Consider the following 14,424-nt stretch of genomic DNA (forward strand, 5'->3'; position numbering starts at 1 on the left):
ATGGCACATCTACTGTGGACGTGATGAGTGCCGCAGTATCCCGGACCGCACCGGCCGCGGTGACCCACGAACGATCCGGCTGGGGCGAACAGAAATACACCAGGAGGGGCACCCACAGACCAGGGAGTCTCTGAGGTTCCGCCACCCGCACCGCCACGCAAATTGAGATTGGAAAAACCTCAATGGCTTTCATGGTGTTCTCGGACGTCATATCGGCGTCAGCCAGGAAATGCGACCGCAGGACAACGAAATAGCCCGGGCGTCGGCGCTCTCGCCTGGGAAACCCATTGTGGTAGCGCGGGTTCGCCGGAAACGTTGATAAGGACCGATCGGGGGTGGAGACTGGGGACGTGGATCAACCCTGGGGATTGTCTGGGCCGCAGTTCATCGCGGTGTACATCGCTGGCTACGTTGCCTCGGTGGTGATCGTGTTCGTGGCACGGGCGGTGTTGACCAGCACCGACGCACGGGCGGCGGACACCGGGACGCCACTGGACGTGTACCAGACCGCCTACTTGGTCGGCGGGCCAAACCGCGTGGCAGAGACCGCGATCGCCGGGCTGGCGCTGCGGGATCAGATTCTGGTGGCCCGCGGCGGCAGGCTGACCGTAGTCCACGGTGCGAGGCCGTTCGGACCGGTAGAAGCTGCCGTGCACCACGAGCTGACCTTGACCCCGACCGTGTTACCGGGGCGGGTGCGGTCCCGGATACGCCGCCACCCGAATGTCGAGGCGATCGCGGACCAGGTGCGCTCCCGGGGCCTGCTGCTTACCGCTTCCCAGGCGCTGCTCTGGCGTCTGCTCCTGTTCGTCCCGGCCGCGGTGTGGTGCGTCGGTCTGATGCGCGCCATCAACGCCGCCTATCTCGGTCGGCCCATCGAAGCCCTGAAGCTTCTGTTGTTTATGAGCGGGGCAATCACGGTGATCCTGACGCTCCGCTGGTGGTCGGCGGCCCGCAACCTGCCATCGGCCGCCGGCCGGTCCGTCGTGCGCCAGCTACGTCAACGGCACCGAACCGGCCCGACACCGGACATCGGGGTGCAGGTCGCGGGTGTGGCCGTGCTCGGTTTCACCGCCCTGGCCGATCCCGCACTGCGCAGCGCACTGGCCAAGTCGATCGTGTCCGGAAGCGGCGGCGGTGGCGGCGGTGGCGGCGGGTGCGGCGGTGGCGGCGGGTGCGGCGGTGGCGGATGACCACATCACCGGCGGTGGGCATCGGATGGCGTCCAGAGATCGATCTCACCGTCGAACGATTGCCCGGTGTCGAGTTCGTCGAGGTGATCGCCGAATCGATCCGGCCCAACCGGTTGCCGGAGTCGTTGCGCGCTCTGCGCGGCCGAGGGACTCCCGTGGTGCCCCACGGAGTGTCGCTGTCCCTCGGTGGCGCGGCACGGCCGGAACCGGCCCGGCTGGCCAGGTTGGCCGCCTGTGCCACCGCGCTGCGCGCACCGTTGGTCAGCGAGCACATCGCCTACGTGCGCGCGACCGGCCGGGAAATCGGGCACCTGCTACCGGTGCCGCGTACCCGCGCCGCGCTGGACGTGATCGTGGCAAACGTGCGGATCGCGCAGGAGAACCTGGACGTGCCGCTCGCGCTGGAACACATCGCCGCCGTGCTGGCCTGGCCGGACGACGAGTTCACCGAGGCCCAGTTCGTCGCCGAGATCATCGAACGCACCGGAGCGATGCTGGTGCTGGATGTGGCCAACCTGTACAGCTCCTACATCAACTTCGGTGCCGACCCGACCACCGCGCTGGATGTGCTGCCCCTGGAGCGCATCGCCTACGTGCACGTCGCCGGGGGCGCGCTGCGCGGCGGGGTGTGGCATGACACGCACACCCATCCGGTTGGCGAACCGGTACTCGCGCTGCTGGCCGAACTCGCCGGCCGCACCACGCTGCCCGCGGTGATGCTCGAACGCGACGGCGACTACCCGGCTCCCAGCGTCCTCGCCGGCGAACTGGATGCCATCCGCTCCGCCGTGGGCCGGGGGCCGGCTTGCACGGACCTGGCCACCCCGCGCCTTGGCGCTGCCACCCCGCCGCTGCCGGGCGTGGTCGCAGCACCGGACGAAACCCGGCACGGATTAGCCCAGGAACAGGACCGGCTGGCGCAGGCATTGGTCGGACACGCCCAGTCGCCGCCGCACTTCGACGTCGACCGAGTGGATGTGGCACGCTCGGCGTTGGTGCGCAAGCGATCCCGCGCCGTTCCCCGACACGCGTCCGCGGTCGCCGCCACCCTGGGGGACCGGCTCGGCACGGTGTTCGCCGACTACGCCCGCGCACAGCCAAAACCACCGGGCGACGCGAGCGCCGATGTCACCGCTTTCGTGTCCTACCTGCGGTCCACCGGCCAATGGCGGGGCCGCCGGAAGTGACCGACGGCCGCGCTGCGCCACGATGGTCAGCTACCGAGGTCGAGGTCCATTGAGCTGATGAACCGGTGGGGCTTGTTTAAGCATCGCCGCAGGTGAAGACACCAACTCGGCAATCACTGGGATCACGCACACCAGCAGCCCGCACCCAAGCCCGGCATCAACGCCCGCAGACCCCTCCGCACGCGGGTCCTCGGCGGTACCTGACCGGATTCCATCCGCGCTTCAGCTCCCGCGCGCAGTCCGCCTGTCGCGAAGCGATCAGTTCGCGGAGGTCTTCGCCGCGTGCGGCCACCTGCGCTTCGGTGAAGTCGAGGAACATGATGTTGTTCCGCAACCTGCCATCTCCCATCCTGTTGCATGCCGCCGACACTGCCTTGGCGGAACCGAACCTTTCGGTCGTCGGGTCGGCAACGCCGCCTTCCCACGGCGATACCATAGGGTTCTCCCTGGAGTGGGGATGAGTGATCGGCGCGTGCCGCACCCGTGGGTGGGCGATTGGCTGGGCGGCGATGGTGATGACGCAGCAGTACCTCGTGGGCGAACTGTCACTGCGGTTGGCACAGCTGCAGGCGATGGCGGCCGACCCGGCGGCCGAGGATGCGGCCGTACGGTTGCGCCGGGAAGTCGAGGCAGCACTGCCGAGCGCGTTGACCTCGGTGGTGGTTCGAGCGCTGCGGCTGGTCGATGAGTTCTGCTGGGACTCGCTGTGCAGGGGGGACATCACCGCGTTCGGGGGCCAGGCCGCGTTGTCGGCAGAGCTGTACGACTTCGGCGTCTGTGCCGGTCTACTCGGTCAGGAGGTCGAACCATGACCACAGCACACGAGACATCGACGTCCGAGGCACAGATCTCCGTGCACTGGCGCGAGGAGGACTACTACCAGCCGCCCGCGAAGTTCATCGCCCACGCCAACGCCGCCGACCCCGATCTCTTCCGCCGCTTCGGCGAGGACCGCTTCCCGGACTGCTTCAAGGAGTACGCCGACCTGCTGAGCTGGGACGCCTACTGGCACACGACGTTGGACACCAGCACTCCGCCGTTCTGGAAGTGGTTCGTCGGTGGCCGGCTCAACGCCTGCTACAACTGCGTCGACCGGCACCTGGCTACCGACCGCAACAAGGCGGCCCTGATCTGGGTCCCGGAACCGGAGGGCGAAGCCACCCGAACGATCACCTACCAGGAGCTGTACCGACAGGTCAACGAGTTCGCCTCGGTGCTGCGCGACTTCTGCGGGGTGCGCACGGGCGACCGGGTCACCTTCCACCTGCCCATGGTCCCCGAACTGCCTGTCGCGATGCTGGCCTGCGCCCGGCTGGGCGTGATCCACTCCGAGGTCTTCGGCGGGTTCAGCGGCGCCGCGTGCGGCGAGCGGATCGCCGACTCCGGCAGCCACATCCTGGTGACCATGGACGGCTACTACCGCAACGGCCACCTGGTCGACCACAAAGCCAAAGCCGACGAGGCAGTGCAGACCGCGAACGGGCTCGGCCAGCAGGTCGACAAGGTGCTGGTGTGGCGACGCCACACCGATCACTACACCTCGCAGACCGCGATGGTCGACGGCCGGGACTTCTTCGTCGACGAAGTCCTCGCCGAGCACCACGGGGCGATGGTCGAGCCAGTCTCGATGCCCGCAGAAGCCCCGCTGTTCCTCATGTACACCAGCGGCACCACGGCACGGCCCAAAGGCTGCCAGCACTCCACCGGCGGCTACCTTGCCTACGTCGCCGGAACCTCCAAGTACTACCAGGACATCCACCCCGACGACACCTACTGGTGCTGCGCCGACATCGGGTGGATCACCGGCCACTCCTACATCGTGTACGGTCCGCTTGCGTTGGGCACCACCAGCGTCATCTACGAAGGTGCCCCGACCTACCCGGACGCGGGCCGGGTCTGGCGCATCGCCGAACGGCTCGGGGTCAACATCTTCCACACCGCCCCCACCACGATCCGCATGCTGCGCAAGCTCGGCCCGGCCGAGCCGGAGCGCTACGACTACCACCTCAAGCACATGACCACCGTCGGTGAGCCCATCGAACCGGAGGTGTGGCGCTGGTACCACGACGTCGCCGGCAAGGGCGAGGCGGTCGTCGTCGACACCTGGTGGCAAACCGAAAACGGCGGCTTCCTCGGCAGCACCCTGCCCGCCCTGCAACCGATGAAACCGGGCAGCTGCGGTCCCGGGGTGCTCGGCGTTTACCCGGTGATCTACGACGAGAACGGCAACACCGTCGAAGCCGGAAGCGGCAAGGCGGGCAACATCTGCATCCGCAACCCCTGGCCCGGGATCTTCCAGACCATCTGGGGCCAACCCGACCGATTCGTACAGATCTACTACCAGAAGTACTGCCAGGATCCGGAAAGCACCGACTGGCGGGACTGGCCGTACTTCGCCGGCGACGGGGCCGTGCAGGCCGCCGACGGCTACTTCCGGATCCTCGGCCGAGTGGACGACGTGATCAACGTGGCCGGGCACCGACTGGGCACCAAGGAACTCGAGTCGGCCTCGCTGACCGTCGACGAGGTCGCCGAGGCCGCCGCGGTCCCGGTCATCGATGAGGTTCGCGGCCGGGCCGTCGAGATGTACATCGCGCTGAAGCCGGGCACCGCCCCCAGCGAAGACATCCAGCACTCGGTGATCCACGCGATCGAGCGGGAGATCGGCAAGATCGCCCGGCCGAAGAACGTCTGGATCGTCGACGACATGCCCAAAACTCGCTCCGGGAAGATCATGCGTCGGGTCATCGCCGGAATCTCCAACTTCGCCGACGTCGGCGATGTGTCCACATTGGCCAATCCGGAAATCGTCGACGAGATCCGGCACCACATCCAGAGCGAAAAACTCGAACACGGAGAGGTACCCCGACAACTCACCCCCCAGGAAGCCGACGAAATCAGGGCATTCGGCAGCAACCCCTAGCTAGATGATTGATTCCGGACTCGTTTTGGGTGGCGGTGCGGGTAGCGGAACCTGAGCGGCCTTCTCGGCTGCGGGAGCCCCTCCTTATGTATGTCCGACATTCTCGCGCTCGTTCGGATGCTTCACCATTGCTGCAGCAGGAGGCTGATGGCGGTGGCGGCGGTCGTTGCGCCTGCCGCAATCATCCAGCCGTGCGGCAGTAGCGGGCTGGCCCCGAAGAATTGGCTCAGGCCAGGGGTCTGAACGACGGCGGCCAGCGCTACGAACGAGACAAGCGCACACCCCACGACCAGTGGTGTCCGTCCGCGCACGACCAGGGTCTGTCCGAGCTGGGCGCCGACCAGCGCCACGAGTGCGACCGTGTTTGCCTGGCACAGGGTTCCGGTCGCCCTGCCCAAGATCCACGCGCCGATGGCGGCCCCGGCGGTCACCGCGGCGCGCCGGTAGATGTCGCGGGTCAACGCCGCGCCAAGTGAGGCTTCGGGGCCTTCGGCCAGGAGCATCTCGGCGGTGATCGTGGGAGGTGGCCTTACCGCGATCGCCATCGCGGGGAGGATGTCGGTGAGCAGGTTGACCAGCAGCAGTTGGCGGGCGTTGAGGCTGCCCCCGCCGTTGATCAGCCCGGTGGCGACGGTGAAGCCGATCTCGCCGAGGTTGCCGCCGAGCAGGATGGCCAGCGCGTCGCGGACGGATGCCCACATGGCGCGGCCTTCCACGATGGCGTCGACGATGGTCTCGATGCGGTCGTCGGTGACCACGAGGTCGGCGGCCTCGCGCGCCGCGGGGGTTGCGCGTTCCCCCAGTGCGATGCCGATGTCGGCCAACCGGATCGCCGGGGCGTCGTTGGCGCCGTCCCCGGTTACCGCGACCACCCGGTCGTTGCGCTGCAGGGCGTCGACGATGCGCGCTTTCTGCGCCGGGCTGACCCTGGCGAACACCGCGACGGCGGTTACTTTCGCCGCGAGTTGGTCGTCGTCTAGGTTGTCCAGTTCGGTGCCGGTCATGATGCGGCGCTCGTTGAGCGCGTTGAGTTCGGCGGCGATCGCCTCGGCGGTGCTGGGGTGATCGCCGGTGACCATGACGATCTCGACACCTGCCTGCTGCAGCTGTGCGACGGCGGCGGCCGCGGTAGGGCGCACCGGGTCGGCCAGTGCGACGAAACCGATCAGCCGCAGATCCCGGATCCGGGACTCGTCGAGATCGCTGCGGTCCGAGGCGGCCCGCTCGGCGACAGCCAGCACTCGGTAGCCCTGCCGGGCGAGGTCTTCGACGATGTGCTCGATGTCTCGACGAGCGGTGTCATCCAGCGGCACGTCGCCATCTGGCCTGCGCCACCGAGTGCACTGGGCCAGCACGATCTCCGGAGCACCTTTCACGCTCAGCAGATTGCCGTCGCGCCAAGTACCGAGCACCGCGTGGTAGCCGCGGGAGGGCTCGAACGGCATCTCGTCGATCGGCGCCCAGCCCTCCTTACCTTCCGCCGGGTGCACTCCCGCGCCGCGCGCGCCATCGACGACGGCTCGATCGGTGGGATGCGGGAGTAGTTCTCCGTTCTCCACCAACGGACTTGCCCGCAAGGCACCGGCGAGCACTCGGCGTTCCACTGTGGATATTTCTTCGAGCCACCGGCTCGACGCGCCGTCGGAGACCCGCCGCAGCGCGATGCGCCCTTCGGTGAGGGTGCCGGTCTTGTCGAAGCACAGCACCTGCGCCCGCCCCAACGTCTCGATCGTCGCGGAGTTGCGCACCAGCGCCCCGCGTTTCGACAGCCGCCGGGCGGCCGCGAGCTCGGCAACGGTGGAAACGAACGGCAATCCCTCGGGAACGGCTGCCACCGCCAGGCTCACCGCCCGCCCCAGCGATGTCCCAAATGGACGCCCGCGCAGAATGTCCGTGACGAGCAGAATCCCGCCTGCTCCCAGGCAGATCGGCACCGTCACCTTGGCCAGAGTCCGCAGGCGAGCCGCGACACCATCAGCACCTCGTCGGGCATCGGGCCCGATCGCGCTGCCTGCCTCGGTGTTCGCGCCGGTCGCAACCACCACACCCACGGCCCGCCCGGCGGCGACCGCGGTGCTTCGGTAGATCATGCAGGTCCGGTCCGCGACCGGCACCGCCGGAGTCGCCGTCACCGTCTTGGTGACCAACATCGACTCGCCGGTCAGGCTCGACTCATCGACCTCCAGCCCTTCCGCCTCCAGGAGCCGGCAGTCGACAGGCACCGCATCACCGGCCACCAACGCCACCACATCGCCGGGTACGAGCTGGTCAGCGGGCACCTGCGTCACGTTTTCCTTGCGGCGCACCACAACTCGAACAACGCTGGCTTCCAGCAGCTTGTTCAACGCGCGGTCGGCGGTGATGCGTTGCACGCCGCCGATCAACGCGTTCATCCCGAGCACGCCCAGGATGATCGTCGCGTCCGCGACGGCACCGATGCTCGCCGAGATCGCGGCGCCACCCGCCAAGGCCGGCGTCAGCGGACTCGCCAGCTCCTCCAGCGACGCCCGCAGCACACCCATCCGGCGAAAGTCCGTTCCCACGTCGCGATCCGGGAAACGCTGATGTGCCGCATCATCGGTCAGGCCCTCCGGTGAACTGTCCAGCAGTTCCAGCACCGTGCCGGGCGCCATCGCATGCCAGGGAGTACGCGGCACGGCGCGCGGAACCGGACGCCACGCGGCCTGCATCCCCCACCACGTCCCTGCTCCGAGGGCGATCGCCGCGCACACGGCCACCGGAATTCCAGCACGGGCCTGACTCCCGATGGCGGGCCCGAACGCGGCTAGCGCCGCCCCGCTGACCGAACCGATCAACGACAGCTGCGCGCTGCGCCTGCTGACATGGCGCGCAGTGAGCACAGTGCGCAACAACGCACACGGCTCCCCCAGGCTCGCGCCCGCGACCAGGTGCGCACCCCACGGAACCTCACCATCGCGGGTCACACCGAAACCGACGTCCGCAGCCGCCAGCGCCGCTCGCGCACGCGAGGACACCACGGCCACGACGGCGCCCTCCCGCTGCATCTCCCGCACCACCGAAGCAAGCCGCGCCCCACCCGGAACCACGTGATCGACGCCGATCCGCGCCGCCAACCGGCCCCCATCCCCAGCGAGGACCACCGACCCGACCTCGCGAGCTGCCGCGATCAACTCGTCGGCGAGGGGATCCAATTCCTCGGCGGCAAGGATCCACCCGACGGTGCGCGAATCGTGGCGGAGCGCGAACACCTCAATTCCGGGCCCCGCCGCGTTGCGCACGTCTGGGGGCAACCGCGACCGAGCCACCGAGGACAGCGCCCAACCGTCGCGCCGCATGCCATCCGCCTTGGTCACGCCGACCAGATGGTGCGCACGTTCCCACAGCTCGACGGCCGTGTGATCGCCGTCCGCGGGAATCACGTCATGCACCAGCCGAGCACCGGTGCGCAGAACGTCCGCGTCGATCACCACCGTGTCCACCCGGTCCAACCGCCGCAACACCCGGGGTTCGAACACCAGAGTCGTCCGCTCCGACAACCCGTACCCGAGCTGTGCCGCGAACGCGCCCCTCCCCACCTGCGCCGCGCGCGGCGCGCCCGCGACCAACATCGCTTGCGCACGCTGAAGGCTCCGCGTCACCCCGAGCATGCCCGCGAACGCCGCTGGCCCGGCGAGAGCCGAACCGTTCGCGACGCGCTCGACCGGGCCGTCGGGCAGCCGCACAGGGCGCGGCCGAACCTCCACCGGCGCACTGCGGTGACTGGCAGGATGCGTCCCCGTTCCGGCTTCCCACCGGGCCCAACTCCGCTGCGCCGCCTGCGTCTCCCGCAACAGGCAGAACCGGTACCCCGATTCCGCCAGCAAACTCGCCGGACGCTGCGCAAGCGTGTTCGCCATCGCACTGCTGAGCCCGAACAGCACGTCGGTGGCGGTCTTTCCGATCCGCGTTTCCAGCGGCGCGCGGACCCGGGAGACCGACTCGCCGGTCGACACCAGTGCCGGAACAGACGGCGGCAGCGCGGGCAGCGGCAGCAGCCGGGCCCCCATGGCGATCGCGGCGCCGGTCAGGTTCGCACCGAGCATCGTCGCCTCGGCGAGCACCTTCGCAGGATTGTCCGGATGGCTCGCGTTGACCGTCGCGAACGGCTCGTCGTCCAAGCCGGTGTCCGCCTCCGCATCCTCCACAGCGCCCACCAGCTCGGCGATCCCGACCAGGTCCGGATCGTGCCCGATGACCACCCGTCCAACGGCGGCGTTGATCTCGGCCCAGGCAACGCCCGGCACCTTCTCCAGCCGCCGGACGATCTGCTCGCCAGCCTCCTCGGTCCCCGGCTGGTGAACACCGCGCACCCCGACGTGCGCACGTCCCTCCGACGCCCAAGCCCGCCGCCCGCTCCCCAAGCCCGCGATGCTCTTCGCGGCGGCCGTCACCGGAGCCACGATCTGCGAGGCCAACGCGCCCAGGGTCCGCAGCATCGAAGTCGCTCAGCTGTTCGATGCCGCGCGAGCCGATTCCGCTGACCTGTTCGAACTAGACGCCGGCGATCGTGCACCGGCGGCCCGCTGCGCCATCAGCACCCCCACGCCGATCGCTGCGGCAACCGGCCACTCGATCATCGACAGCGCCCACAACGCTCCCAGGCCGCCGCAGAAAACCATGAATTCTCGCGACGGCAAGCCATCTCGTACCGAGCGGGCCGCGCCGGCCACATCCCCCCAACCACGCGGCAGGCTGACCGCCGCAGCTCGCGAGCGCTGCTCTGGCCGCGCACCAGCGCCCGACGTTGCGTTCGGCGCCGTTGTAGCCACGACACGCCTCCCAGACACACAAGCACGTTGGCGAACCACCAGCGTAAGCCAGGTCAACGCCGGGCGAACCCCGAAACAGCCCTGCGCCAGTGCCTTGTCGCCAGGGCTGGCAACTTCGCCACATCGATCGCCCTCGGCCGGCTGGGGTCAACGCACAACTGCGGCTGAACGTCGCATGCGTGTTCGGTTTCTTCGAGACAGCGATGCCGCTGCTGGGCCTCACGCCGGTTCTTCAGTTCGTCCCAACAGGTCCTCTGCAACTCGCCACAGGCCAGCCGTATTGGATGCCTTGATGAGTACCACATCTTCAGAGCGCAGTTCGTCGCACAAGAGCGCGGTAGCGGCACCCACATCTGGGACCGATCGGCACTCCGACAGTCCTTCGACCACGGCGCCCTGCTGTATTGCGCGTGCCTGATCACCAACGGTGACGACATTGCCGATTCCCAGGCGGGCAGCCAGACGCCCGGTTTCACGATGCATGTCTTGGCTCATCGGTCCGAGCTCGCTCATCTCGCCCAGAACAGCCCACGCGCGCCCCCGCTTGCGTCGAGCCATGAATGCGAGGGCGCTCAATGCTGCACGCACCGATTCCGGGTTGGCGTTGTAAGCGTCATTGATCACAGTGGCACCGGATTCCGCCTCGGCTATTTCCATCCGCCGCGAAGAGAGCCTTCGCGCACTGCACAGCCGGTCAGCAACGTCGTCCAATGCCGCCCCGAGTTCCAGCGCGATCGCTGCAGCTGTGAGCGCGTTCGCCACGTAGTGCCGTCCGTGGAGCGCCAGTTGCACATGAGCCTTGCCACCGGGTGCGACCAGGGTGAATGACGGCCGCGCGGCGTCATCGAGTTCAACGTCCTCGGCCCGCACGTCGGCGGCAGCGGTTTCTCCCACCAGAACGACCTTTGCCGTCGTGCGTTCGGCCATCGTCATCACCCAGGGATCATCGGCGTTGAGGATTGCCGCACCTTCCTCGGCGGCCGTCCGTGCAGGCAATGCCTCCACGAGTTCTCCCTTGGCCTGCACGATCGCCTCTCGCGAGCCGAACTTCTCCAAGTGCGCGCTCCCGACGTTGAGCACCGCGCCGATGCGGGGTGGAGCGATCGTGCACAGTCTTGCGATGTCCCCGACCCTGTCGGCGGCCAGTTCCGACACGAGGTACCTGGTGGCCGAATCGGCACGGAGGGCCGTCCACGGGTGGCCGAGGTCGTTGTTGAGCGAGCCAGGTGGTGACACTGTCGGCCCCATCGGGGCCAACAGCTGCGCGATGAGATCCTTGGTCGAGGTCTTGCCGGAAGAACCGGTCACACCCACCACGTTCAGTTCCGGCAGCCGGTCTACGACATATCGTGCGAGTTTCGCCAACGCGGCAAGGACCGCCGCGCCCGAACCGTCGCCGTCACCGGCGATTCGCTCCGCGCCCATCCGGTGCGGCGGGACAGGAGGCACGATGACCGCAGGGGCGTCGACCTCACGCGCAGCGAGTACCGAAGTAGCACCGGCGGCCACCGCCCTACCGGCGAACGCATGTCCGTCCACCCGCCCGCCGGGCAACGCCGCGAAAAGGCCACCGACGTGCACCTGCCGAGAGTCGAACTCCACTTCGCCGGATACGATTTCCGAGCCGGAGGCTCGATGCAGCCGCCCGCTCACTGCTTCGGCGATCTCGGCCAGACTCAGGCGGATCATCGGCTCCCCTCCACAGCCGTCTCGGCGCGGTCGTTCCAACCGGCTGCGGTGATCGCAGCACGGGCGATGCTTCGGTCGTCGCAGGGCAGCAGCTCAGCGTTGACGTGCTGGTGACTTTCGTGCCCACGTCCGACGAGGAGCACGACGTCCTCTGCGCGGGCGATGGCGATTGCCGCCCGGATGGCTTTCGGGCGGTCCAGTTCGATTTCCACCCGCGCGCCATCCCGTGCCCCGAGAGTCCCGAGCTGAACTTCGGCGAGGATGCGGTGCGGGTCGTCGTAACCCAGGTCGTCGGTCGTGAGGAACACCAGATCCGCCGTGCCGACCGCCGCGCCGAGCTCAGGGCGGTTGAACCGGTCGCGGCCACCGGCTGCGCCCACCACGACGATCACGCGACCCTGCGGCGCCAGCCTCCGGGCGGTGTTGATCAAAGCCTCCACCGCATCCCGGGTGTGGGCGAAATCGACGACTACGGGGAACGGCTGACCGACCTGGACACGCTCGAACCGCCCCGGTATGTGGGTGAGCGATTCCATTCCGGCGTGGGCGGCGTTCGGTGGCACGCCCAGCACTCGCGCGGCCGCATACGCGGCGGCCACGTTCGTCGCGTGATGTGAGCATGTCAACGGCGTGCGCACTTCGACGCTCCCGTCGCCGCATTCCAGCCTGATCCGGTTCAGATCTGTCGTGCCGAGTCGCACACGGATGTCGGCGTCCGGGTGTTTTCCGACGGTGGTGACCGGAACGGTGGCCTGATGCGCCAGGCGCTGCCCCCACTGATCGTCGATGCACACGACGGCATGCTGACAGCGCTCTGGTGTGAACAATGACGCCTTGCACGCATAGTACTGCTCGATGGTGCCGTGGTAGTCGAGATGTTCGGGTCGCAGGCCGGTAAAGACGCCGACGGTGAACTGGATTCCTTCTACGCGGTACTGGTCCAATGCATGTGAGGAAACTTCGATTGCTGCCGCAATGGCTCCCTGCGCGCCCATGCGTGCGAGCATGCGTTGGAGGTCAGGCGCCGGCGGTGTGGTCAAAGATGCGTGCTCTCGGTGGTCGCCGATGTCGTTTCCCACAGTGCTCGTCATCCCGGTGGGCCACCCGGCGCCGTTCATCGCGGCTTGAAGCAGGCAGGTCGTGGTGGTCTTGCCGTTCGTGCCCGTAATTCCCGCGAGTTTCAGAGCTGTGGCAGGATCGCCGTGGATGGCGGCGGCGATCGGTCCCACAGCTGCCGCGACCGAGGGCACCACGACCTGCGGAACGGGCAGCGGCAAGCGCCGTTGCACGAGCAGTGCCGCTGCGCCGAAATACACGGCTTCGGGAGCATGGTCGTGGCCGTCTGTGCGGCTTCCCGGCACTGCCGCGAACAGCCAGCCAGGCTTGACCTCGCGGCTGTCGGCAGTGCAGTCGGTTATTTCGGCATCACCGAGACGTTGGCATGCGTGCAATCTTGCGACGGCATCGGACAACCACACTGGCAACTGGCACTCCCATCTGCACTCGGTACGCGCCGAACATGTTTGAGATTGTTCGAATGAACGAACACGCGACTGAACGGCTCTCGATGTTGACTGTGCCGCTGTCCGTGGCACCGACCGCCACGATATACAAGGTCAACCTATATCGCTTTTCGATCAAACGCAGATCAATGAGGTTTTCCAACCTCGTTTTGCGTGGCGGTGCGGGTGGCGGAACCTCAGAGGCTCCCTGGACTGCGGGTGCCCTGACTGATGTATGCCCAGATCAGCTGGAGCGATACTCCGGCGACAGATCGCGATATGCGCTGGATCGCGATTAACGCTCGTTCCACGACGTGGTTCGTGGCATCACTCGGCGCCCTGCACTGCCGAATTGATGCGCCTAGCATGTAGCCCATCGATACTGCCGAATGGAGCTGGATCCGCAGCCTCTGGGGGGGCCGACAGTGTTTGAACCGCAGTTCGACAAAAAGGATGACCTGATCAATTTTTACATAAGAAAGAGCACCGACAAGGCGACTCTTTTTCATGTCTGGGAGAACGGTGGCAGCCGCGGCGACTCGGTCACCCCGTCCACCTACAACGTCGAATACCGCACGTGGATGGTGCACCTGCTCATGGCCGAGCTGGACCGCAACGGCGGGGGGCTGCTCAGCCTGGGTTGCGGCAACGCGGCAGTGGAAGCCGAACTCGTGCGCTGCGGTTACCAGGTCGTGGCCATCGACGCCATGGCCGACGCGGTGGAGCTGGCCCGGGAGAAGGGCGTCGACGCGATGCTGGCCGACATCTACGAGTGGGCGCCGGAAGAAACCTGGTCGGTGGCTTACATCGACGGTGTGCTGGGACACCTGTACGACCCGGTGACCGGTCTGGTTCCTGCGCTGTCCCGGATTCGTTCCTGGCTGGAGCCGAGGCCGGGCTCCGAATCGAAGGCCGCCACCCTCGTCGCTTCCAACGACACCCCGAACGACGGCTCGAACGTTCAAAAGGCTCCCGGAGTGGACGGGTTCCACTGGCTGTCCGGCGACTTCATCAGCGATCAGATCATTGCTGCGAACTTCGACGATCCCGAAGTCAGCGAATTCTGCTACAACCGGCCGCTGACCGGGGAGCGGGTCCGATCCATCGTGACCAGTCACGTGACGGGGTAGCAGAAGACGG

8 protein-coding genes are annotated in these 14,424 nt (G+C 67.6%); 5 read left to right on the plus strand and 3 right to left on the minus strand.

The window, feature by feature from the left end; genetic code table 11:
- The first annotated feature begins 350 nt into the window (after positions 1–350).
- From AC07EQ_RS06105 to acs, 4 genes are all read left to right on the plus strand, one after another.
- Positions 351–1,193, plus strand: coding sequence for a TIGR04222 domain-containing membrane protein (locus tag AC07EQ_RS06105; protein WP_478386832.1), 843 nt, complete (start codon positions 351–353; stop codon positions 1,191–1,193).
- A complete protein-coding gene (locus AC07EQ_RS06110; protein WP_478386833.1) occupies positions 1,190–2,380 on the plus strand; it encodes an MbnB/TglH/ChrH family RiPP precursor modification enzyme in 1,191 nt (396 codons plus the stop codon). The genes AC07EQ_RS06105 and AC07EQ_RS06110 overlap by 4 nt, the downstream gene beginning before the upstream one ends.
- 509 nt (positions 2,381–2,889) lie before the next feature.
- Entirely contained in the window at positions 2,890–3,192 is a 303-nt protein-coding gene (locus AC07EQ_RS06115; protein ID WP_478386834.1) for a hypothetical protein, read from the plus strand.
- Positions 3,189–5,303, plus strand: a complete 2,115-nt coding sequence (gene acs, locus AC07EQ_RS06120; RefSeq protein ID WP_478386835.1) for an acetate--CoA ligase — start codon at positions 3,189–3,191, stop codon at positions 5,301–5,303. Before AC07EQ_RS06115 ends, acs begins: the two co-directional genes overlap by 4 nt.
- A 122-nt stretch (positions 5,304–5,425) precedes the next feature.
- Here acs and AC07EQ_RS06125 read toward each other — a convergent pair whose 3' ends face one another.
- The 3 genes from AC07EQ_RS06125 to AC07EQ_RS06135 all read right to left on the minus strand — a co-directional run bounded on the left by AC07EQ_RS06125 (position 5,426) and on the right by AC07EQ_RS06135 (position 13,254).
- A complete protein-coding gene (locus AC07EQ_RS06125) occupies positions 5,426–9,760 on the minus strand; it encodes an HAD-IC family P-type ATPase (protein WP_478386836.1) in 4,335 nt (1,444 codons plus the stop codon).
- 552 nt (positions 9,761–10,312) lie between these two features.
- Positions 10,313–11,782: a UDP-N-acetylmuramoyl-tripeptide--D-alanyl-D-alanine ligase gene (locus AC07EQ_RS06130; RefSeq protein ID WP_478386837.1), complete on the minus strand. Its 1,470-nt coding sequence runs from the start codon at positions 11,780–11,782 to the stop codon at positions 10,313–10,315.
- Positions 11,779–13,254: a UDP-N-acetylmuramoyl-L-alanyl-D-glutamate--2,6-diaminopimelate ligase gene (locus AC07EQ_RS06135; protein WP_478386838.1), complete on the minus strand. Its 1,476-nt coding sequence runs from the start codon at positions 13,252–13,254 to the stop codon at positions 11,779–11,781. Before AC07EQ_RS06135 ends, AC07EQ_RS06130 begins: the two co-directional genes overlap by 4 nt.
- 419 nt (positions 13,255–13,673) lie before the next feature.
- Here AC07EQ_RS06135 and AC07EQ_RS06140 point away from each other — a divergent pair, with 419 nt between their 5' ends.
- Positions 13,674–14,414, plus strand: coding sequence for a class I SAM-dependent methyltransferase (locus tag AC07EQ_RS06140; protein WP_478386839.1), 741 nt, complete (start codon positions 13,674–13,676; stop codon positions 14,412–14,414).
- Positions 14,415–14,424: the final 10 nt, after the last annotated feature.

The sequence above is a fragment of the Saccharopolyspora sp. NPDC045839 genome (assembly GCF_056431645.1).